This is a genomic window from Paenibacillus sp. 203, from assembly GCF_037027525.1.
Taxonomy (GTDB): domain Bacteria; phylum Bacillota; class Bacilli; order Paenibacillales; family Paenibacillaceae; genus Paenibacillus; species Paenibacillus polymyxa_B.
Map to the genome: position 1 here is coordinate 606,538 of NZ_JAXCHD010000003.1, position 23,774 is coordinate 630,311.

12 protein-coding genes, 1 tRNA gene and 8 pseudogenes are annotated in these 23,774 nt (G+C 40.0%); 1 reads left to right on the top strand and 20 read right to left on the bottom strand.

Annotation, left to right across the window (positions count from 1 at the left end; genetic code table 11):
* Positions 1 to 11 precede the first annotated feature (11 nt).
* The 19 genes and pseudogenes from WA407_RS09190 to WA407_RS09280 all read right to left on the bottom strand — a co-directional run bounded on the left by WA407_RS09190 (position 12) and on the right by WA407_RS09280 (position 20,805).
* Entirely contained in the window at positions 12 to 1,457 is a 1,446-nt protein-coding gene (locus WA407_RS09190) for an SIR2 family protein (protein ID WP_336077191.1), read from the bottom strand.
* Positions 1,458 to 1,474: 17 nt separating this feature from the next.
* Positions 1,475 to 1,987: a toll/interleukin-1 receptor domain-containing protein gene (locus WA407_RS09195; RefSeq protein ID WP_052646741.1), complete on the bottom strand. Its 513-nt coding sequence runs from the start codon at positions 1,985 to 1,987 to the stop codon at positions 1,475 to 1,477.
* Positions 1,988 to 3,492: 1,505 nt separating this feature from the next.
* Entirely contained in the window at positions 3,493 to 4,641 is a 1,149-nt protein-coding gene (gene nspC, locus WA407_RS09200; RefSeq protein WP_336077192.1) for a carboxynorspermidine decarboxylase, read from the bottom strand.
* Positions 4,642 to 4,804: 163 nt separating this feature from the next.
* Complete coding sequence (locus WA407_RS09205; protein WP_336077193.1) at positions 4,805 to 5,806, bottom strand: asparaginase; 1,002 nt, start codon at positions 5,804 to 5,806, stop codon at positions 4,805 to 4,807.
* A gap of 443 nt (positions 5,807 to 6,249) precedes the next feature.
* Positions 6,250 to 6,418: pseudogene (locus WA407_RS09210) on the bottom strand (pyridoxal 5'-phosphate synthase lyase subunit PdxS); the annotation flags it as partial.
* 142 nt (positions 6,419 to 6,560) lie between these two features.
* Positions 6,561 to 7,110, bottom strand: a pseudogene (locus tag WA407_RS09215) (YggS family pyridoxal phosphate-dependent enzyme); the annotation flags it as partial.
* 314 nt (positions 7,111 to 7,424) lie between these two features.
* Positions 7,425 to 7,801: pseudogene (locus WA407_RS09220) on the bottom strand (carboxymuconolactone decarboxylase family protein).
* Between the two features lie 79 nt (positions 7,802 to 7,880).
* Positions 7,881 to 8,226, bottom strand: a pseudogene (locus tag WA407_RS09225) (pyridoxal 5'-phosphate synthase lyase subunit PdxS); the annotation flags it as partial.
* Positions 8,219 to 9,418, bottom strand: coding sequence for a benzoate/H(+) symporter BenE family transporter (locus WA407_RS09230; protein ID WP_336077194.1), 1,200 nt, complete (start codon positions 9,416 to 9,418; stop codon positions 8,219 to 8,221). The pseudogene WA407_RS09225 and the gene WA407_RS09230, both read right to left, overlap by 8 nt.
* A gap of 200 nt (positions 9,419 to 9,618) precedes the next feature.
* Positions 9,619 to 10,002, bottom strand: a pseudogene (locus WA407_RS09235) (aminotransferase class V-fold PLP-dependent enzyme); the annotation flags it as partial.
* Positions 10,003 to 10,312: 310 nt separating this feature from the next.
* Positions 10,313 to 11,903 (bottom strand): annotated as a pseudogene (serA, locus tag WA407_RS09240) (phosphoglycerate dehydrogenase); the annotation flags it as partial.
* Between the two features lie 373 nt (positions 11,904 to 12,276).
* A tRNA-Cys gene (locus WA407_RS09245) sits at positions 12,277 to 12,350 on the bottom strand.
* Positions 12,351 to 12,576: 226 nt separating this feature from the next.
* On the bottom strand, positions 12,577 to 13,818 hold the full coding sequence (gene glyA / locus WA407_RS09250) for a serine hydroxymethyltransferase (protein ID WP_336077195.1): 1,242 nt from the start codon (positions 13,816 to 13,818) through the stop codon (positions 12,577 to 12,579).
* Between the two features lie 58 nt (positions 13,819 to 13,876).
* Positions 13,877 to 14,275 (bottom strand): GNAT family N-acetyltransferase, encoded by a 399-nt coding sequence (locus WA407_RS09255; protein WP_254351522.1) that lies wholly within the window; start codon positions 14,273 to 14,275, stop codon positions 13,877 to 13,879.
* Between the two features lie 320 nt (positions 14,276 to 14,595).
* Positions 14,596 to 15,909, bottom strand: coding sequence for a glutamate-1-semialdehyde 2,1-aminomutase (gene hemL, locus WA407_RS09260; protein WP_254351523.1), 1,314 nt, complete (start codon positions 15,907 to 15,909; stop codon positions 14,596 to 14,598).
* Between the two features lie 67 nt (positions 15,910 to 15,976).
* A pseudogene (locus tag WA407_RS09265) lies at positions 15,977 to 17,445 on the bottom strand (aminotransferase class I/II-fold pyridoxal phosphate-dependent enzyme).
* A 31-nt stretch (positions 17,446 to 17,476) separates the two neighbouring features.
* On the bottom strand, positions 17,477 to 18,565 hold the full coding sequence (gene serC, locus WA407_RS09270; protein WP_254351524.1) for a 3-phosphoserine/phosphohydroxythreonine transaminase: 1,089 nt from the start codon (positions 18,563 to 18,565) through the stop codon (positions 17,477 to 17,479).
* Positions 18,566 to 18,655: 90 nt separating this feature from the next.
* A pseudogene (locus WA407_RS09275) lies at positions 18,656 to 19,847 on the bottom strand (acetylornithine transaminase).
* Between the two features lie 214 nt (positions 19,848 to 20,061).
* Positions 20,062 to 20,805: a YggS family pyridoxal phosphate-dependent enzyme gene (locus WA407_RS09280; protein WP_254351525.1), complete on the bottom strand. Its 744-nt coding sequence runs from the start codon at positions 20,803 to 20,805 to the stop codon at positions 20,062 to 20,064.
* A 298-nt stretch (positions 20,806 to 21,103) separates the two neighbouring features.
* On the opposite strand from WA407_RS09280, the gene pdxR reads away from it, so the two are divergent.
* Positions 21,104 to 22,528, top strand: coding sequence for a MocR-like pyridoxine biosynthesis transcription factor PdxR (gene pdxR, locus WA407_RS09285; RefSeq protein ID WP_254351526.1), 1,425 nt, complete (start codon positions 21,104 to 21,106; stop codon positions 22,526 to 22,528).
* Positions 22,529 to 22,981: 453 nt separating this feature from the next.
* Here pdxR and WA407_RS09290 read toward each other — a convergent pair whose 3' ends face one another.
* Positions 22,982 to 23,701, bottom strand: coding sequence for a type 1 glutamine amidotransferase (locus WA407_RS09290; RefSeq protein WP_336077196.1), 720 nt, complete (start codon positions 23,699 to 23,701; stop codon positions 22,982 to 22,984).
* Between the last annotated feature and the right edge of the window lie 73 nt (positions 23,702 to 23,774).

The following is a 23,774-nucleotide window of genomic DNA, read 5'->3' on the forward strand; positions in this document are numbered from 1 at the left end:
TCCCCCTTATATCATTTTTTTCTTTTCTCAAGTTCGTTTATAATTTCAATTACATTACGTATTAATACTTCATCCGGTTGACTTTCATCCCCCAGCAGTTCATACTTCCCTTTCAAACTTGTATCAAGAACAATTTGCTCAAAGTCTTTCATAACAGCTTCCCATATCTTTCTGGCGGTAAAGCCAGTCGCTCCTATTGGGATAGGTATTACCCCAAGCCTCAAGCTTATCTCAAACTCTTCTATCATACCGTTAGCTTCTATAATCTCACCTGATGTATCACCAACCTTATTTCCAAAAATAAAAACAGAAATTCCAACACTCTGAATCATGTTATTACGATGCCTTGTCCACAATTCTTTTAATGGAATTTTTCCAGTTGTATTTTGAGGAAAAGGCCTTGATATTAGCCTATCTTCTACCCGTTGATTTCGCTTTTTATAAACCTCCTCTAATGCTCCTGAAATCACACAGCTTCCTACTCCTATGCCAAAACCTGTAACAATATTATTACCATTATTAATAATCGCTTTGCTAAGATTGCTCGAAAACTCAAAACAACGCCGTTCTCCCCAACTCCCGTAATTGGAAGCGCTTCCTGAAACAAATATGTTTCTCCTTTTATATTGTTGCTCCAATTTTTCTAGTATAGCGGTAATATCCTCATACTGATTTACCAACAAGACTTTTATACTATAACGCCTTAAATCGTTAACTTTTAGTGTTTGCTGAATTTCAGCATACTGAAATTCAGACTCATCTTTGAAATCGTTTCGATGTACTTTTTTCATAAAACAGTAATGAGTTCGTTGATTTTTTTCCAACAAGATTCTTATGCGACTTAATATATATCCCAAGTTAGGGTCATCAAAGCTGAACCCAATAAACAATAACGTCTTTGAAACTAAATCTCCTTGCAAAGCCGTTGTGAATAATTGTCTTTTGCTGTTGTAATTCTCATAATCGTCTTTGGTTAACACAGCTTCATGAGGAAGTGAAATATCACCGTGCATTTTGTAGATAATTGCATCATTATTAGGTTTCGTATGTGCTAAATTCTCAATAGTTATTTTTGCGTCTATTCTCTTTTCCTCATTCTTCAATGCTTCCTCAATTAAAGTATCGTAATTAGTTGTCCAATATGTACCTATAGGTAACCTGGATAGTATTTTATGGTTATCAGTAATCTCAGCATCTTTAGTGAACTCATCAATAAGTGTTTGATTTATTTTCCCTCTGTTCCCTCCATTTTCATTTACGTGGTATTGCGCCACTGCTATAAGATCGTATTCAACATCAATATTAAGCCTAATGTCACTAGCTATATCTCGAAGCAACTCTTTCCAATTTACAAACCCAGCGGGTTTAGATAAACCCGCACCAGCAAATATGGCGGCAGTAGAATCTTCAATGGCTATTTTGTAAGTTTTCAGAAACTCAGCAACGTCTCTATCCATATGACTTTCCCCCTCGTTTAGACCTCAAACCAGCTCTCTAAAGGAACTCCTGTTGACTCTCCTTGCTTAAAAACTCCCCACCGACCATCAGAAACTTGTTCAATGTAATTATATAGACCATAGTATTCTCTTTCATCCCAATTGGTATCGTTATTTACTAGCGGGAGAATAGCAATTCTCTCCAATCCCTTTACGCCATCAGCAATCCCCAGCTCCCAAGGAATCCAAATTGATTCAAGACTTTTGGGAGTAGCTAACAAAACAAATTTATTGGACTTAGTAATCCTATTTTTCAATTTATCAGCCGTTTCTGAAGAAGTTCTACTAGGCATACTGTGGTCAAGCCAATCAATATAGGTTTTTTGGCCAAATTGTGCCAAAAAACCTACTGCTTTTTTCACAGCTTCTTTATCTGTATGACGATGCGAAAGAAAAACAGTGTATTGTTTATTAAATTGAGTGTTTCCATTAAGTGATTTTTGAATTGTCTGCGGCATACTATTAAGTTTGTTGAACGTCAAATACGACATTTACCTCTCCCCTTTTAGGACTATTCTACTAATAACCACTACCAAAGTCTACATATTTTTCCCAATATTCTTAGTCTTATTATCATAGCCATTATCTACGAATCAAATAAATGCTAACAGGGCAAAAGTATTACGAGACAAGAAACCAGTAACTAAAACATGGTTGAAATTTTCTGTGAAAGAGCCGCTTTAGTAGAAGGTTGGGCGGGAGGAGGGTTAACTGCCCGATTTCGATAAAAACTCATTTATTAGGCACTGGGTGGTGGGGAAGTCTAAACGCTCATAACCGCTTGAATACAGGGGGGCAGGGTGTACACTGGAAACTATTCTGATAGTACATAATTATGAGAACTAAACTTGAACTTTCACATACAAAAACGCCATCCTTTAACATTGAATGGCGATCTCATTTGTTACAATCTATCCTATTTTGCATTTATTGCTTCTAACGATATCATAATTTTTCACTTACTTCGGAGGATTGTTCATCTAAAATCTAGCTCTACGGCTTTTTTCTAATGGAGTCTCTGCCAATCAATTCAGCAATTCATTAAATGTTTCTGTTTTTGATTAGTAAAAAGCTAAGTATTTATTCAGTGGAATTTCTCCGATACGGTCATCAAATGAAGACCGAACTAAACGGGTTTTTCCTACCCTTATCTGGTGACCTGCTAATTGCACCTTCTTTTGACCAGACGTCGGTATTCATCATCAATGTTCTTATGCCGCGGCACTTAATGATAACCGGCAAAAATTCAGGCGGCTATGAATTCATATTTGTTGAGTTAACTGGTACAAGTTTTTGTTGTCGACTCCGGACACTAACTTGTACCGATAAACAAAAAAGCTGTTAAAATATAAACCTTCGATGATTGGTTCGTTGGGAATGGGATAATATTCTTGTCAAAATCGGTAATAGGATAAAAAAGCCGCGATTTTCGCAGCAATTAATGAGATAATGTTCTTATCACCCGACAGCTTTCTTATTTCATCTATGAGTAGAAAGATTAAAGAAAGTATTTAAACATAGGAACCAGAACTTAAGGCTTTGCTGACCTTCACGTTATCGTTTAGCTTTACTCCCAAATTGATCTAAAAAGCTTGCTTATTCTTCAATATCTTATCTACTTTAATAAATTTAAATCAATTTCATATTTATAATTATTATGATTGTTTTAGCCTATAAAATCGCTTTTTCTATAATGAAAACGAATTCTTTATATTGAATTATTTACATATTTAGGAATTTCTACTGCCTCTCCAAATATATAAATCATTATACGATCAGTTTTTTTGTAAATGAAACATCCATAATTTCAAAAACACACTTTAGGCCGTCATTTTACTGACGACCTCTTTTCTCAATTCTATACTCTTAAATTTAAAAAACTTTAGGCCTCTTTTACCTAATAACTGATGGATCGGTTTTCTATTCATACATTTCATTTTGCCCCCCCTCTGCGTTCTCAGGTAGAAGATACACATAACTATATAAAAGTTAAGGATCAAAACAAACGATTGGTATAATCCTCATATTTGAATTGACTTACTACCTTGAAGCCATCCTCTTTGTTAAATGTTACAATTGAAGGAAGATTCAAACCGTTAAACATTTGATTTTTAATCATAGTATAGTGGGGCATGTCCAAGAAGACCAGTTTATCGCCCGCTTGCAACGGCTTCTCGAAAGAATAGTCACCGATGATGTCATCAGCCAAACAAGTTATACCGCCCAAACGGTACGTATACGCATTCTCGCCAGGTAGCCCGGCACCAATAATCTGCGGTCTATAAGGCATTGCAAGTACATCAGGCATGTGGCATTCCGCAGAAGTATCTAGAATGGCGATTTCTATTCCGTTGGTAACGATATCAAATACAGTCGCTGTCAGGTAACCCGTGTTCAAGGCAATTGCTTCACCTGGCTCCAGATAGACTTCCACGTTGTACGTTTCTTTCAATTGATTAATGATGCGAATGAGCTTTTCAATATCATAATCCAGTCTAGTAATATGATGGTCGCCACCTAAGTTCAGCCACTTCATCTTATGAATGTACTCGCCGAATTTATCTTCTACGACCTTGATTGTATGCTCCAGTATATCGGAATTCTGTTCGAACAAGCTGTGAAAATGAATACCGTCCACACCATCCAGTTCTTCCGGCTTGAAATTCGCCAGTGTGATACCAAGACGGGAATGAGCATAACAAGGATCATATAGAGCGGTCTCTGTCTCTGAATATTGAGGGTTTACCAGCAGGCCGATCTCGATGTTCTTGCCTTTCACATTCTTCACTTTGTCTTTGAACTTCTTCAACTGATTAAAGGAGTTAAAGACTATGTGATCTACATAGCTAAGCATCTCATCAATTTCATGATCGCTGTATGCTGGCTGGTATGCGTGAACTTCCTTGCCCATTTTCTCAAAGCCGAGACGAGCTTCAAATAGGGAACTGGATGTTACCCCTTTAAGATACTCCCGTACAAGAGGGAACGTGGACCACATCGAAAATCCTTTAAGAGTGAGCAGGATGCTGGCTCCAGTACGTTGTTGTACTGAATCCAGTACTTCTAGGTTACGCTTCAGCAGTCTCTCGTCAACGATGTAACTGGGTGAAGGCAGCTGCGTGTTATCGAAATCTATCTTTGTCATATTACACCTCTAACAAGCAGCATTGGCGAGAAATTCTCCCACCAAGGCAAACTGTATTTATTTTGAGCCTTCATGAATGGATCCGGATCAAACTCTTCAATTACTGCCCTGAGGCTGGCGAGAAATTCATTTTCGACAGTTATTTCGTAATTCTTTCAACTATTCACGCCCAATCGAATACGGCTTTGCGCAGGCCAACCTCCTTGCCATCTTCGTTGATCATCACATTCGGCGCCAATGAATACAATCGGTCTATCGTCTCCCTTTTGTTGTAACCGAGCCGCTCGAAAATTGAAGCGATGATGCAAGGCCATACATATTCGGCGCCGTCCGCCACTTTGAGCGCAATGCCGAGTCGCTCCTTGCGCAGCCCGATACCGTACACCCCTTTGGCCCCGCATTTGGCGACCAGGTTGTCGTCACGAAGCAGCTCAGAGCAAACAAACTTCGTGTCTGCAATCATTTCGGGATGCTCATTCATCCGTTTGGCGATGGAGCTGGCGGCAAAGCGAATGTCGGCTTCGCCAATCAAATCCGTACATGCGAGCTTCATATAGGAAAGAGCGATGTTGCGAAGCGGAAGCGCGAAGATTGGAAGGCCGCATCCGTCAACCCCTTCCTGAATCGATTCCTTATGCACCTCGGCCAAATAAGCAAGTGTATCGACGATTTCCAGCTGTACCGGATGATCAGATTCATAATATGTCTTCTCGTCCCAGCCCATATGCTTACACAGCGCGATCAAGCCGGCATGCTTGCCCGAACAGTTGTGAAAGATACGCCGTTTTGGCTCGCGCGCCCGGTGACGAGCTTCTTTGGCGTGCTCGTTCAACGGATAGGTAGCGCAGCAGTGAAGCTTATTTTCGTCGATACCGATTTTCTTGTACATTGACTCGAGCGCAGCGATATGGTACTCCTCCCCACGATGAGACCCAGCAAACAAAGCTGTCTCTCCCCCGGTCAGTTCATAGATTTCCGGAATCCGCCGCTTCAACACAGGGATAGCTTGAAAAGGCTTGGCCGCCGAGCGGAGAAAGGTCATATGTTCAGGATCGCCCGCCCGATGGACAACTTTCCCTCTCTCATCCACTACACAAATCGCTCCGTAGTGTACATTCTCAATTACTTCGCCTCTCAACTCATGAACCAGTTCAGTAAATTCCACCCAAAATTCCTCCTTATTTAAAGTCACATAGCACGTGCGACCGCCCGAAATGAACGGTTATGGCAGCGCAAAAAAACGGTTATAAAGCTTCTTCAATTCATTATCGAAAATATGTCTAGGAAATCCCCTTTTAGAATGACGATGTCGAGATTATCATGCACACGAATTTTGAATCAGGTTAGCAATATAATAAGGGAGTCGGCAACTCAAACAGCCTCTCCTCATTGGGTTTTAGTTAACGGAATAGCAAATTAGTATTTCTACACCCTAAAAGCTAGGGACAATTAACTGCAATTGGTGCTAAAAGAAAGAATAGGATAATCCCTTTAACCCATATTCTCTTTTAATAATTGGAGAAGATAGTTTCTTCGAATCTCGTAGAGACGGTGATTGATCATCTATCTGGGCTTATAGTGACGTCTACGGATTTATGCCTCTACGTGAATAGATTCATCATTACTGTAGTCAACGCCCATTGATTCAAGAATTTTCGCCTCAAGGTAATGGCCTATGCGAGCCTTTGCCATAACTGGAATGGAAACAACCTTCATAGACACCACCTTTTTGTATTTCTGCCATCCCTCTTTTAACCCGCTTTGTACCTGTCTTCATTTTTTGTCTCCAAATTTTTCTGAATTTTTGTATTCGACTCGCTTTAAGATTTTGAAGAGATTCCCCTGAACTAACAGTAGAGTCAATCTGCTAGGGGTTACATCCACATCAATAGTGATTAATTATTTACATGATCTCTCTTCTAATCTTCCTGGCGCATATTCTCGTTCCAATAATATTCGTCCGGCAAATAACGCGGACCGAATACACTTGTCCCTACACGGATAATAGTAGCTCCTTCTTCAATAGACACTTTGAAATCTCCGGACATTCCCATTGAAAGGATATCCATTTCTACACGCGGAAACTTTTTCTCCTTTATTTGTGTTTGAATAGATTTTAATAATTGGAAATTAGTGCCGGGTTTCATCGTTTGTGGCATTTAGTTTACCAATCGTCATTAAGCCTTTTATGTTTAATGTTTCGAACTGAGACAATTGTTCCACCAATTCCAATGCCAATTCAGGCGGAGCACCAAATTTGCTTTCCTCGTAGGAGGTATTGATTTGTACCAGTATATTCATGGTCTTGTTCTCTTTGACGAGATAGTTATGCAACGCTTGTCCCAACTTCAAACGGTCCACAGAATGAATGAACGTGACATATTTGACAACATCCTTTATTTTATTCGTTTGCAGATGCCCGATAAAATGCCATTCTACCTGTTTGAACTGCTCCATAAGTGGAAATAACCAATTGTGTAACTTACTTCTTTGATTCCCCCCTTTCGCGGCGCCGACGTTACCGCTCAACTGCACATTAATTCCCGAATATCCAGTTGTCGCTTTACTTCGGCAAGTTGTTGACCCGTCAGTTTCTCCAAAATATTTCTCATCATGTGATTCTCCTAAAAAAATATTAAAAACCACATCCCAGAAAAAGAACGTGGCTCATTCACGCAGTAGCACCCCTTTTCTTAATGATCGAACGGATTCTGCTTTTTGGAGGCACGTTTCATTTGTTCTATCAATGGTTCCCGTTAGGAGCTGTACACGGGTCAGCTAATTTACTCGGCCTCATAGCCAATAGAAAGCCGATTCCAACATTAATTTGATTAATGATGAAAATTAAGTCCGTATATCCTTTTTCCCCGTAGTGTTGCCGCACACGATCGTAAACTTGATCCGGAACACGTTTATGTGAAACAAGCGTGACATGTTCCGTAAGCTCTAATACCACTTTTTCTTCTTCAGAATAAAATATACATTCCTCCCAAGTACCTACACAATAAATGTGCTGTTCCGATTCACCTATTTTTTTGGCGTCGGCGGCATGCATATTTCAGCAAGAATGCGCAGCCGTTGATTTGCGATGCTCTGGTTTTAATTAACTCAATAAGTTTTGCACTGATTTCTGTCTGCTTGTTATAAGCTTCCATCTCATTATTATATTAAATGCTTCAGGCGCAATGTTGTAATAGTCTATTCTCTTGCCATAATTTATGTTCCTTCCGTATAATTATTATTTTAAGGTTAGCTACGCCGAGGTCTTTCGCACCGCAAACGAATGGCACAGTAAACTCATCTATACTGATATGATAAACTTCATCTGCGGGGGTTAACACTTCGCTTTCATCAATATAATCGCCCCCCCCATGATTCCAGTACTTTGGCCTCGACGTAATGTCCGATACAAATTTGGACCATTACCGGAATGGATATACCCTCATCACTTCTTCTACAATTGTTGGGTCAGCCATTCGAGCTACACCACCAGCGACTCGAAATCAGAAAGTACGCGCGTTTAAGCGCCATACCAGCCGTTGCCTCAGCAGCTTCCGCAATTTTAGCTTGTTCCGCTTCAGTCAGTTGATACTTCTTTTTTTAATTTACCATGTATCAGTAGATGAGCTACCAAGCCTGCAATAAGTCCCCAAAATGCTCCGCCTACACCAAGTAAAGTTACATTTGCTGCTGTTGCCAAAAAAGTAATCAAGGCAGTCTCACGACCCTTGGGATCGGTCAACGCATTAGCAAGGCTACCGCCAATTGTTCCGATTAGAGCCAAGCCGGCTAGCGTTGCAATAAAGCTAGCGGGAAGAATCAAAAACAAAGCTGCCAATGTCACCCCGAAAATACCAACAATAATGTAAAAAACACCACAGGCAATGCCTGCAATATAACGCTTTGAAGAATCCTCATGTGCATCTTTCCCTGTACAAATTGCTGCTGTAATGGCTGCTACATTGAAAGCATGTGAACCAAATGGTGCTGTTATGAGAGAACCCAATCCCGTTACTGTCAAAATGGGATTTGCGCTCGTTTTAAATCCGTCATTTCGCAAGACAAGCATGCCGGGCATATATTGCCCAGTCAAGGTAATAATAAACAAAGGCAGTGCTACACCCAATACTGCATGTAACGAAAACTCCGGAAAGACAAAAACAGGTGATGCAACTGCTAAGCTAACGGAGCTGAAATCTACTTTTCCCAAACTAACTAAATAAATGAGTCCGATGACCAAAATACCTACAATTGCATACCGGGACGTAAAGCGCCTTAACAAGATGTAGGCGACAAACAATGTAACAACAAGCAGAGGATCTATTTTTGCTCCTTCAAAGGCTGAAATGCCAAACTGCAATAGAATGCCTGCCAATAAACCTGAAGCGATACCTGGAGGAATAATCCGGACAAAACGTTCAAACATACCAGAGAGCCCTAAAACAATAAAACCTGCTGCAGAAATCATGTAAGCACCGATAGCCTCAGGATAAGGTGTGACCGCCAACGCCGAAACAAGAAATGCAACACCTGGTGTCGACCAAGCTGTAATGATGGGCTCTCGATACCGATAACTCAGCCAAATCCCGGTTACACCAACGCCTATAGAAATGGACCAAATCCACGACGCCGTCATTTCGGGGCTTAAACCGGCAACTTTCGCTGCCTGGAATACCAGAATAAAAGTACCCCCGTAGTTGACAATAACTGAAATTAAAGCGGCTATGGTGGGCGATATGAAATCTCGGCCACGAAGTGAATGGGATTTCTCGTTCATTTGTGTTCTCCTACCTCTCTCTTAATCATTCCCATGCATGTTTTCTTTCTAATAATACCCATCTGATAAATAGCTTTGTCCCGAACCTTTGTTCCTACTCGAGCGTAGCACCTTTTTCAATAGCTACTTTGTAATCGCCAGACATCCCCATTGAAAGAGTGTCCGTACCACATGCGGATAGTTTTTCTCTTTATTTGTGCAAGGAGATTGCTATGATGCTCCATAGCAGAGACAACTATCTCATCACCTTCTTTGCATATCGCTCGTATGTAGCTGCTGGCGACGAGGTTAATGGATGAAGTTGTCCCACGTGTGAAAATAATTTCTTCAACCCGTTCTGAATGGATAAAATGGGCTATTTTAGCTCGCGCTCCTTCATAAGCTTCTGTTGCACGTGATCCTAACGTATGAACACCACGATGAACATTCGCATTATCTTGTTCATAATAGCGTTTTAAGGTTTCTATCACCTCAGTCGGTTTTTGTGCTGATGCTGCGCTATCCAGGTAGACAAGCGGATAACCATTAACTGTTTGACTCAATATAGGAAAAAGTTTTCTTATGCTAGAAGTATCCAAAATCATCATCCTTTATAGCTGGTTTTGGTTAATACAAGATAATGAGCTCTGATCGTCCTTTTGATATCCCCGTCGTAATGAAGTGCCAAAACGAAACTCATTTCGTATAATGTAGGGGCAGTAAATTACCAAACTTCAGCACACCTGTATATATGCCTTAAAGAACTGCGTATTTTATGGCAGTGTCGGGTCTCCTCATTAGCCGCATTCAGATTGTCAATCATCATTAAATCAATTATATTTAAAGTTTAATGTTTCAAACTGGGGCTGTTGTTCTATCAACTCCAGTACGCTCCTCTTCTTCCTCGCCACGCTCGTCAAAGGAGATTTCTCTTACGCGCTTGATTTCCCGTATCGCGAGTAAAGACTCTATCACGTTCTTTGATGCTTTTTTATCGATTTTTTAAGATCATGACTGCTGAACCGCCAACTTTATTTCTCCCCACTTGCATTGTGGCAATATTTATACCGCTATCTCCAAGCAATGTTCCCACCTGTCCAATGATTCCTGGCATATCTTGCTGTGAAATCAATAAAACATGTCCTTCAGGTAGAAGCTCAACTGGATACGGACCAATTCGGACAAGACGTTCCCCAACACCGGACAGTGATGTTCCTGTCACCCATCTTTCCTCGATAGTCGTTTTAAGTCGAATGGTTATCTCACAGGATGCGTTCTGGACGAACAACGATTTTCCTACTGTAAGGCGAATATCACGAAGCTTCGCCAAATGAATAGCATTGACGATATTGACCTGTTCCGCGCCGAGATGATGAGATAGTATCCCCATGAGCACATAAGGGATAAGCGGAGATGTGTCTAGATTCGCAAGTTCGCCTGCACATTCCACCGTGACTTCTCTTATCGCTCCGTCCGTCATCTGAACAAGCGATTTCCCCAGTTGTTCGCACAATCTGAACCAAGGCTGTAATTGGTTTAGTAGGTCGGATGAAACGGTCGGTATATTAACTGCATTTTTATAGGGTTCCTGTCGCAGGATATGAATTACTTGTTCAGAGACATCAACAGCTACGTTTTCTTGCGCTTCCAAAGTAGACGCACCCAAGTGCGGAGTAACGATGATTTTGGGATGCCTTAAGAATGGGTGATCCGGTGCCGGAGGTTCATGTTCAAATACATCGAAAGCAGCGCCTGCCACAATCCCTTCATCGATTGCTTTAACAAGAGCCGCCTCGTCAATAATTCCCCCGCGCGCGCAGTTGATGATTCGCACTCCCCGCTTCATGACTTCGAACTGTGTCCATGCAATCATATGATGCGTCTCTTTTGTTATTGGCGTATGCACAGTAATAAAATCGGCAATACGGATAATTGCGTCTACAGTCGCCGGCTCGATCCCCAGTTTACTCGCCCTTTCATCCGTTAAAAAGGGATCGTAGCCGATAACTGTCATGCCAAACGCCGCAGCGCGTTTAGCTACTTCAATCCCGATGCGCCCAAGTCCAAGCACGCCAAGTGTCTTATTTCGCAATTCAACACCAAGAAATGATTTGCGGTCCCATTGTCCAGCAACGGTTTTGGTATAGGCTTGCGGAATATGCCGCGCGAGTGACATCATCATCGCAAAAGTATGCTCGCACGTCGTGATTGTATTACCGTCAGGTGCATTGACTACGACAATACCTTGGTTTGTCGCGGCATCCAGATCAATGTTATCCACCCCAACTCCAGCTCTACCTATGACTTTCAAACGAACGCCTGCCTCTATAATGCGCTTGGTCACTTTTGTTTGAGAACGAACGAGCAGTGCATCATAGGAATGAATGATAGAAATGAGCTCCTTTTCGCTCATCCCCGTTATTTCGACGACCTCCACGTCTTCAGCATGCTTCAACTGCTGCAATCCAAAATCGCTTATTGGATCTGATACAAGAACTTTAAACATGACCTTCGCCTCCCTCTCTATCCGAAAACTGCAAGATATAAATGCGGTCTTGTAGTTTGTAAACCACTTGTTAAGAAACATAACGATAGTTTAGCAAGGTATGGTTTGTATAGATATATCCAAAATCGATATATTCAAGCACTCCATAAATAACCAAAAAAATCACCAAGATTGCTCGAATTTATTTTAGTTGTAAAGGGATACAACTTGATTTTAGTTCGAAAATTCATTTTAAATATTGTATAAAAATAAAAACAAACGGCTCAAAGTATCAACATAGCCGTTTGTTTTTACGCTAAATCATAAAACCATTATATATTTAAGGTTGTTAGTTATAGCTAAAGAACTATTTTGTTTGAACTAGAAATTATGATGGAGGCGCCACCCAGATTCGAACTAGGGATCAAGCCTTTGCAGAGCTCAGCCTTACCACTTGGCTATGGCGCCATCAATAAAAATATTTAAAGATACTGCCCTCACTTCTCATGATATTTGATCACTTGCTATGTTTATAATATATCTATTAATGGGTGGAAGTGAAACATCCAAAAACTAATAATCTGCTCAATCCATAAATTCGACATAACCGTTGCATATTTTTTATATTTATTTCAAATTGAAAAAGAACTGCCGATACAGATACGGCAGTTCTTTCCTTCAAAGCTTCAACACTTTAAAGGCCACTGTATAAAGGAAATTGAGAAGTGATTTCTCGAATTTGCCCTACAATTTGTCCTTTAATCGTTGAGTCCTTGGGATTTTTTAAAGCAAGCCCAATAAGCCGCGCAATTTCTTTCATTTCTATACGTCCTAGTCCCCTAGATGTCATAGCAGGAGTTCCAAAACGAATGCCGCTCGTTACTAGCGGGCTGACAGTATCATAAGGAATGGAGTTTTTATTCGCAGTGATTCCTAAATTATCAAGTATGGTTTGTGCTTCTTGCCCTGTCATTCCAATAGTACGCAAATCAACTAATACAATATGATTATCCGTTCCTCCTGTAACAACAGATAACCCCTCGTTAATTAACGAATCTGCCAATACTTTGGCATTGTCAAGAACCTTTTCTATATAAGTTACAAAATCCTGCTGCATAGCTTCTCCCAGTGCAACTGCTTTTGCTGCAATGACATGCATAAATGGACCACCTTGTGTTCCAGGAAATATGGCTTTATCAATCACCTGAGCCCAAGGTTCCCTACACATAATCATCCCCCCTCTTGGTCCTCTCAAGGTTTTGTGCGTAGTTGTTGTTACGAAGTGGGCATTGGGTACTGGGTTAGGATGTAAGCCTGCTGCAACAATTCCAGCGATATGTGCCATATCTACTAAAACAAGAGCTCCAACTTCATTGGCGATCTGAGCGAATATCTCAAATTCAATCACTCTTGGATAGGCACTTGCTCCTACTACAATCATACGTGGCCGATGCTTATGTGCGAGTTTTCGCACTTGATCAAAGTCGATACGTTCCGTTTTTTGATCAACACCATAAGAAACAAAATTATAGATTTCTCCAGAAAAATTTACTGGACTTCCATGTGTAAGATGTCCACCATGAGATAAATTCATGCCTAGAATTGTGTCACCTGGTTTCACTGAAGCGAAATAGACAGCCATATTTGCCTGTGCACCAGAATGAGGCTGCACATTGACATGCTCTGCACCAAAAAGCTCCTTGGCGCGATGAATAGCAAGTTTCTCAACCAGATCGACGTATTCACATCCACCATAATATCTTGCCCCTGGGTATCCTTCCGCGTACTTATTGGTCAAGACGGTCCCCGTCGCCTCCATAACTGCTTGACTAACAAAATTTTCAGAAGCAATCAATTCTATTTTATTTTGCTGCCTAAAAAGCTCTTGATTGATAGCATCGGCTACCAGTTTATCTTGACGACCCAGCTTATTCATGAACATCTTCCTCTCAATTTATATCATCAATATTGTAATAAGAACGATTCAGCATTTGTTATTTCCTACGTTTGATCATAAAACCATTATCAATTAGGTCGAAGCCGATTTTAGGATAATATGTCATTGCGCTCGGTGCAGCTAATAAGATTAAAGCAACACTTTCTCCTATTTCTTCTTGAGTCTTGGCAACTAGATTTCGACCCACTCCAGATTTTTGAAAGGTTTGATCAACAGCTAAATCTGACAGATAGCAGCAAAAACTCCAATCTGTTAATCCACGAGCTATCCCGATCATCTTATTCCCATGCCATGCCGAGAGGAGAATATCTGCATTACTTATCATCATCTGGATTCTTTCGGGTTGATCAATCGGACGAACAATTCCACTTGTTCTGAATACCCGAATCACATCCTCAACGCTCACATCTTTATGATTTTTATAAGTGATATCCAACCTGCTTATCTCCTTTCGGTCTACAAACGAGTTGCTTTTATGACTTCTTTGTTCCTTCCACTTTCGAGCGCTTAATCATCTTAATGAATTACAAATGTAGAGATATATCGTTAGTTAATTCGGTATGAAATGAAGTAACCTTGTGGATTTATCCTGTTGCGTTGCAAATATATGATCTTCACATTTAGATAATATAGTTATATCAGATCCAATTTCTTACCCATATTGGTTTCTCTATTCCTCTTTATGTCCATAATAACAGTCCACAAGAAACAATAAATATTGGTATTACTTTAATTAACGATTCATTTTGTACCTTCTCACATCTCTTCGCAGATTTGTTTCAATGCTTTATAATGACTGTTGATTGTATATTCAATATCTATATCAGAATGTGCAGTAGAAATAAAAAGAGCTTCATATGGACTAGGAGCTACTAGAATTCCATGATTCAGCAAAACTGCATAATAGGATTTGAATAATTTAATATTTGATGAATTAACGGTTTCAAAATCTAACACTTCACAGTCAGAAAAATATGGGCACATCATAGATCCTACTCGGTTCACTTTCAGTGGCATCCCGGTTTTCTCAGCATTTTGCAAAAAACCTTGCTCCAGCATAGATGCTTTTCTTTCCAGATCTTCATATACACCTGGCTGTGTTAAAAGTTTCAAAGTAGTATAACCTGCTGCCATAGCAAGGGGATTTCCGGAAAGTGTTCCTGCTTGATATACAGGTCCAACAGGTGCAACATATTCCATGATTTCACGTCTGCCACCATAAGCGCCAACCGGAAGTCCACCGCCAATAACTTTGCCTAGACAGGTAATATCCGGTGTTATTCCATACAAACCTTGAGCTCCCTGTAATCCTACCCGGAAGCCAGTCATTACCTCATCAAAAATAAGCAAGCTTCCAAATTTATGTGTTACCTCACGCAGTCCTTTTAAGAATTCCGGTCTAGAGGGGACAACTCCCATATTTCCTGCAACGGGCTCGACAATAATTGCCGCAATGTCATCTCCATGTTCTTCAAATATGCGAAAAACATCATCTAAATTATTGTATGACAAAGAAAATGTATGATTTTCTGCATTTTGAGTAATTTTTGAATTATTCTGTATTCCTAACGTAAGGACGCCTGAACCAGAATTAACTAGCAATTCGTCTGCATGTCCATGATATCCTCCGTCGAATTTTACAATTAAATTTCTTTTGGTAAACCCTTTGGCTAGTCGTAAAGCACTCATCGTAGCTTCTGTACCTGAATTCACCATACGAACCATTTCGATAGATGGGATATTCTCACATATGATCTTGGCCATTTTAACTTCAATCTCTGTTGTTAAACCAAAACTTGTTCCTTGCAATGCTGCGCTGTGTATCGCTTCAAGGACAGTAGTGTGAGCATGGCCCAAAATCAACGGCCCCCACGATCCAATATAATCGATAAACTCATTCCCATCGAGATCCATTACACGAGATCCATATCCTTTTTCCAGCACGACAGGTGTTAGTCCAACATTTGAGAACGCTCGTACAGGGCTATTAACTCCACCTGGAATATGAGTAAGTGCCTCTTCATATATTTGTTTTGACTTCTGGTCATTTCTGCCTTGCATCGATATCATACTTATTCAACCTCTCTTCTAATGAACTTGAATAACTGGACCTACTCCATGATAAGCTCGAATGGTCTCAGGAAATAGCTTTAACTTCATCAACAACTTTGACATAAGAAAGAGATAAATCCGTCGGCCCTTTAACTGGTAGACCTACTACCAAATGACCTAAGATATAATGAATATGCTTTTCTGCAATGACTTCTCCCGGTAATAAGATCGGAATTCCAGGGGGATACACATAAATCGATTCTGCAATAATTCGTCCACAAGATTCACTGAATGGCACAAGTTCGGTATCACTATAGAAAGCTTCACGTGGGCTTAATGAAAGCAATGGTACATCAGGAATATCTACATTTAATTCGGAATATGAGAGCCACTACTTCGAATTGAGGCAAGCTCTTCCAATGCTTCTATCAGAGAATCAACCGTTTCAAATGAATCACCAACGGTTATCAGACACAAAATATTATACATATCACTTAGTTCAACCTCTATTTTGTAATGATCACGCAGCCAATTTTCCACAGCATAACCGGTCATTCCAAGTTCGACTACATGAATACTCAATTTTGTAGGATCAAAATCGAAAAGAGCATCTGTTCCAACGATCTCTCTTCCAAATGAAGAAAGGCCTTGTAATTTATTAATACGCTCCCTAGCATAGTCTGCTAGCTGTATTGTTTTTCCCACTATTTCGTGGCCATTTGTGGCAACATACTTTCGGGCAATATCCAATGAAGCAAGTAATATATATGATGTCGATGTTGTGGTCAACATACTGAACATGGCCTGTACTTTTTTGGGATCAACAAGTCCCTCTCTGATATGAAGAAGTGAACTTTGCGTTAGGGAACCGCCAAGCTTATGCATACTGGTAGCAGCCATATCGGCCCCCGCTTGCATAGCAGATAATGGAAGTTTGTCATGGAAATTCAACAATGCTCCATGTGCCTCATCTACAAGTACTGGAATGTTATGCTGGTGGGCAAGATTTACAATTGATCTCAAATCAGTACAGACTCCAAAATACGTTGGATTGATTATAAGTACAGCTTTAGCATCCCTGTGTTTTTCTAAAGCTTTCCTGACCGAACCAACGGAGACACCATGATCAATTCCCAATTTAATATCTCTTTCAGGAACAACAAAAACAGGTTTCGCACCTGAAAAAATAATCGCCGACAATATGGACTTGTGTAGGTTGCGAGGAACAATGATTTTATCGCCTGGTCCACAAACCGACATAATCATGGTCATAATCGCACAACTGGTGCCTTGAACGGAGAACATGGTATAGTCCCCACCAAATGCTTGGGCCGCGAGACGTTGTGCCTTATCAATAACACCAGTAGGTTGATGTAAATCATCCAAAGGAGCAATATTAATAAGGTCAATGGACAATACGTTTGCTCCCAGAAAATTTCTGAATTCGGGTTCCATCCCTTCTCCTGCCTTATGACCTGGTATATGAAAAGGAATAGGATTTTGTTGAGCATGTTCAATCAGTGCGGTAAACAAAGGTGTTTGATGCTGATTCATGAAAATATATGTTCCTTTCTAAATTAAAGTTCTAACCAAATCGTCCTTGGAAATAACGCATGAACTCCACCAGGTGTTCACATTGCTTATAGGATACTGCGTTGTAGATCGATGCTCTCATATGTCCGGCATCCCGGTGTCCTTTAAGGCCAACAAATCCATTATTATTTGCCTCATCAAGGAATAGCCCTTCCAGTTGCTTATTCCCTATTCCGAATGTAACATTCATCATGGATCTGCTATAAATATCGGCCAGTCCATTATAAAATCCATCACTCTGGTCTATAGTGTCATAAAGAAGTGCGGCCTTCATGCGATTCTGCTCTTCTATAGAGACGACACCCCCGTTATCCTTAATCCATTTAAGAACAAGCCTTACGATATAAACAGCAAATACGGGAGGTGTGTGATAAAGAGATACACTGTTTGCATGTACTCGATAATTCATAATATCCGGTATTTGTTCAGGGATTTGCGAGAGCATATCACGCTTTACAATAACAACCGTAACTCCAGAGGGACCTATATTTTTCTGAGCTCCTGCATATATAAGAGAGAATTTAGAAATATCAATTTTCCGAGAAAGAATATCACTAGACATATCCGCAATTAGTGGAACTTGCCCCGTGTCAGGGAATCCACTATATTGCGTGCCAGCTACAGTCTCATTTGAAGTCAAGTGAATATAAGCAGAATTAGGAGATAAATGTACATTATCCAAATCAGGCATCTTAGTGAAATTACATGATTCCGAACTTCCCGCTATAACCACTTTGCCTACTTTACGAGCTTCTGAAATGGCTTTTCCTGACCAGGTGCCACTATAAATGTAATTGCTCACACTACCTTTGATAAGAAAGTTTATCGGTACCATAGCAAATTGAGTACTTGCCCCTCCCTGCAAAAACAATACTTCATATTCGGAGGGGATATTTAAAAGATCTCTTAACAACTGCATGGATTCTTCATTTATATCTTCATATAGCTTACTTCGATGTGAAATTTCCAGAATGGATAGGCCGCTGCCTTGCAAATCTAGTAACTCGGTTTGAAGTTGAGACATTACATCGCTAGGCAAGGCAGCTGGACCAGCGTTAAAATTCAGCACATTGCGTTCCATTTCATCCCTCTATTCAATTAATATCCTTACATATACAGAAGGGATGCCTAAGCACCCCTTTTCCAAAGCCTTATTCATCACTCTTGATGGTTACATACTTGCGAAAAGAACTGAAGAGATGATATGACAAGCCCGGTCTATTTCTTCCTGGGTCACATACAAATTTGGCATGATACGAATAACGTTGAGTCCACCTGGCACTACAAGCAATCCGTACTGATGCAATTGCTCTATAATCTCTGAAACTGATTCGTTAAATTCAATACCAATTAACAATCCCATACCACGAATAGCCTTTACCCTATGATCGTTTTCAAGCAAAGCAGACAGCTTAATTATGAGATATTTCCCCATCTTCTCGGCATGCTCAAAGAGTCTTTCTTCCATTAATACTTCTAAAGTAGCAATGCCAGCCGAAGTGGCTAATGGTGATCCTCCAAATGTCGAAGCAGGGCTTCCGGCAGAGAAAGCATTACCGAGTGAACTTTTCCCAATCATTGCTCCAATAGGAAAGCCACTAGCCAATCCTTTAGCTAGCGTTACGATATCAGGTTCAATACCGTAATGTTCGTATGCAAATAATTTTCCGGTTCGACCCATTCCTGTTTGTACCTCGTCAACAATTAAGAGTATTCCTCTTTTTTTGCATAAATCAGCAAGTTGAGTAACAAATTTAGGATCGGCTGGATAACCCCCACCTTCACCTTGTACAAGTTCCAGCATGACGGCGGCTGTTCGATCCGTCATTTTTTCTTCTACTGACGTAATGTCATTATAATTAGCATATAAAAAGCCCTCTGGTAATGGAAAAAAACCATCCTTAACTTTATCTTGACCTGTTGCTGTTAATGTCGCTGTTAATGTCGCCAATGTACGGCCATGAAATGATTTTTCGAATGTGATGATTTCGTATTTTCCATTTTTCAAAATCTTTTGATGATGACGTCTTACGCATTTAATAGCCGCTTCATTTGCTTCGGCCCCACTATTACAAAAGAAAACGAGATCAGCAAAGCTATGATCAACAAGCAAACGTGCCAATTCTTCCTTGATTAGAAGTATGAAACAGATTAGAAACATGCAATAAACGCTCTAGTTGTTCCTGAACACGTTGCTTTACCTTATTGGGTACATGCCCCAAGTTGCATACAGCCAATCCAGACATAAAGTCTAAATATTCATTCCCTTCATTATCCCATAATCTGCTTCCCTCTCCTTTCACTAAAGTGATGGGGAATTTCGCATAATTTTGAAATAAGGCGCTATGTTGTTCTATGTCCAAATTTATCACTCCATAAAATACTCATTGGTTTTAAATAATACAATTAGAAAGCGGTCAACATCGTCATCTGTATCAAGATATAGAAACTCGAATGGGCGACTGACCATAAACCTAGATGTCTACAAATAGAAAAGTATATTCTCATTATTTATTGATTAAGATTGGAATTGTTTGCGAATTTCTATCTGATCCATGTACTCCTTTCTATATCAATCTATTCATCATAATTCCCTTTCTCGTTCCAGTAATATTCATCAGGTAAATAGCGCTGTCCAAACACTCTGGTCCCTACGCGAATAATCGTGGCACCTTCTTCAATAGCTACCTTAAAATCCCCAGACATTCCCATTGAAAGAATGTCCATCTCTACACGTGGAATATTTTTTTCCTTGATTTGTGTCTGAATAGACTTTAATAATTTAAAACAGTGGCGAGTCTCATCGTTTGTAGCACTTAACTTCCCAATTGTCATCAAACCCTTTATATTTAATGTTTCGAAATGAGACAATTGCTCAACTAACTCTAGTGCTGATTCAGGCGAGACACCAAATTTGCTTTCTTCATATGAAGTATTGACTTGCATCAATATATCCATGGTTTTATTCTCTTTGAGAAGTTGATTGTGCAATGCCTGTCCTAACTTCAAACGATCTACAGAATGAATCATGGTTACATATTTAACAACGTCCTTAACTTTATTCGTTTGGAGGTGTCCAATAAAATGCCATTCGACTTGATTATATTGTTCCATAAGCGGAAATTTCCCGCGCAACTCTTGCGCTTTATTCTCACCAAACAAGATTTCTCCTGCTTGCATTGCTAATTCAAGCTTTTCAATCGGCACCGTTTTAGTGGCCAATAATAATTTCACTTCGTCGATGTTGCGGCCAGATGCTTGGCATGCAGCTCTCATTTGCTCTTTGACGCTTCGAAGATTTTCTTTAACAAAATGATTCATTATTTTCCCACTCCTTGTTCTCTGTATTCCGTGTTTTTGTTCTCATCTATTTTGGGAATAATAACTCCCCACACCAGCCCAGTTCATTTAACGAAAATGACAACCTACCGCGATACTTCCGTTTTTATAATTTTCGTTTGATAAGTAAGTGATAATTCGCAATCGTTGTACAAGCAAATAACCCTATGCTAGTATAGCAATAGGTGGATTGGTTATATATATCCAAAACACTGCAATTCTAACAATCCAAAAACATTAATAATTCACATGAATTTTATTAAGGATGGGATACGAGTTCATGAAAATAGATCGTACCGATAAAAGACCAATATGGCAGCAATTACTTGATCAGGCTATAAATCATATTGTAAGCGGTGTTTGGAAGCCTGGCCAACTCCTTCCACCTTCTCGGGAACTTGCCAAACAGCTAGAAATTTCTCGTTCAACCGTACAAATTGTGTATGAAGAGCTAGTTACTCGTGGGTATACGGTGACCTCTCGACGTGGGGGAACACACGTGAATGATTGGAGGCACTTTACTGGAAAGCCAATAAAGGAGAAAATTTCACCTTCCCCCCCTAAGCTCCCTGATCTGCCTCATTTTGTTGATCAGTCACAACATTGGTTCAGAAGCAAAGATCACCTAAATTCAGTTATAGATTTTAGCCCCTATCAACCTTATTTGGATTCGCACTTTCAAAATTTGTGGCGTAAGTCTTATTTGAAGGCCTCTTCCAATTTAAGTGCATCCAGTTGGTCTTACGGGGATTCTTATGGATTTGAGCCTTTACGCGAACAAATCCAGCGCCATTTATCACTTGAACGTGGCATTCACGTTCAAACAAACCAAATTTTATTAACATCTGGAGCACAGCAAAGCATTGATCTCATTGCCCAAGCGCTTTTGACCGAAGGAGATACGGTGTCCGTGGAGGATCCTGGTTATCCCATAGCATGGATGACAATGAAGTATCGGCATATGAGGGTTGCTCCAGTTCCTGTTGATGAATACGGTCTTGTAGTGGAAAGCATAGCACCTGAAGCCAAACTAATTTTTGTAACCCCTGCTCATCAATGTGCTGTTGGCGTAATGCTGTCGGCATCGCGCAGACAGCAGCTTCTGCATAAGGCAGCGAAACAGCGAGCTTGGATTATTGAAGATGATTATGACAGTGAGTTTCGTTACCGCGGGGAACCTGTGCCGACTTTATATAGTCAGCTACCACAAAACTGTCTTTACTTAATGAGTTTCTCAAAATTAACTGCACCGGGCATTCGAATATCAGCAATTATTGGGCCTACAAAAGCGATTGAACAATTGGCTCGCGTCCAAGCATTCACCTATCGTCATCTTCCAATCATGGAGCAAGTAACACTATCGCACTTCATTGAACACGGATATTTTATGCGCCATATGCGACGAGTTAGAAATGTCTATCGTCGTCGACACGAGATACTGCAAAAGTCAATTGTTGCAAGTGGTCTTCGCGAGAAATTTACATTACAAGGAATTGAAACTGGTCTCCATGTATTACTGGAGGCTAATGAGTGTTTCGAGGAGAGTATGATGACCCATCGTGCATTTCTGAAAGGAGTTCATGTACATCAACTTCATTCTTACTGCTTGGAGAGCAAACGTAAAGGATGGGTATTAGGTTTTGCAAAGGTAGACGAGGAATTAATTGAGGAAGGAATATACCGACTTGCAGAAACAGTCTTATGAAAATACGTAAGATTCATTATCACGACCATGTCGTGATGAATAGCGATAGTTCCATCTATATATTAAACATTGATAATCTACTTTTAATGTTTGACAGATTTTAAAAAGTCAACAATATATAGGTTTACCCAGAGTGGATATCACGTTCCTCGTTTATACTAAATAACTCTAGGGTTTTTCTTACAATCATGGAATTAACATTCTGGAGTAGATCCAATATCCAAAAGTTCAAGAATTAAGGTCGCATGTGAGAGCAGCGACCTTTTGAACAATCCACTATCAATTTTACAGCAAATCTTATGGTTTCACACGAATCACAATACAAATCAAACAGGTGACCAGCTCTAGCCAACATTTAAGCTGATTGACTAAAACCATAGCCAATTACTCATGCGCGAATCTACGTTTACAAAAAAACTCATCTATCTTGCTCCACTCTACCTATCTCCTGAGCTATTTCTTCAAATATTCAGAAGTAAATTTATCCAGGAAGGAAAATAATTGATTATTCATTGAAGTGTAATCATTTTTCCTTAATTCATCAGCTTGCTGTACAAAACGTTTGTTTTTATCTCGAATCAACTCTTCTTCTGAATGTGCAATCAAAAGCTCAATCAACTCCGGATTGAACTCCATGTGACATTGAAACCCATACACAAATTCTTGGTACCTTACAATTTGTCTTGGACAACCTTCGCTGTATGCCACCACTTGGCTTCCTTCTGATAATCCAGGCATATCATTATGCCAATGACCTACAACACTGGTATTATCGAAATGAGAAAAAAGTTCTATCTTCTTCCCTTCATCCGTAAATGTTATCGGAAAACAACCAACTTCTTTTTCTGGACTATGCTCATATCTTGCCCCAAGAGCTTCCCCAATGAGTTGAGCTCCCAAACAAACTCCTAATACAGCCTTGTTTGATTCCACGCACCTTTTAATCAGCGCCACTTCTGAGGCCGAATCAAAGTGTGGGCACATTTTTACGGTTGTACTTGGAGATTGAGGTCCACCCAATACAATTAATAAATCAATTTCCTCGATCGATTGAGGAAGCTGTTCACCATTATAAACCCTTGAATATCCAACGCTATGTTTATTTGCTTCGGCCCATGTAAGAAAAGCACCCGGCCCTTCGAAAACTTCATGAACAAGAAAATGAATATGCATACAAAAAACTCCTTTTTTGTAATTGATTTTCTATACTTTGATTCATCTAAATCATGAACCTTATTCTATAGAA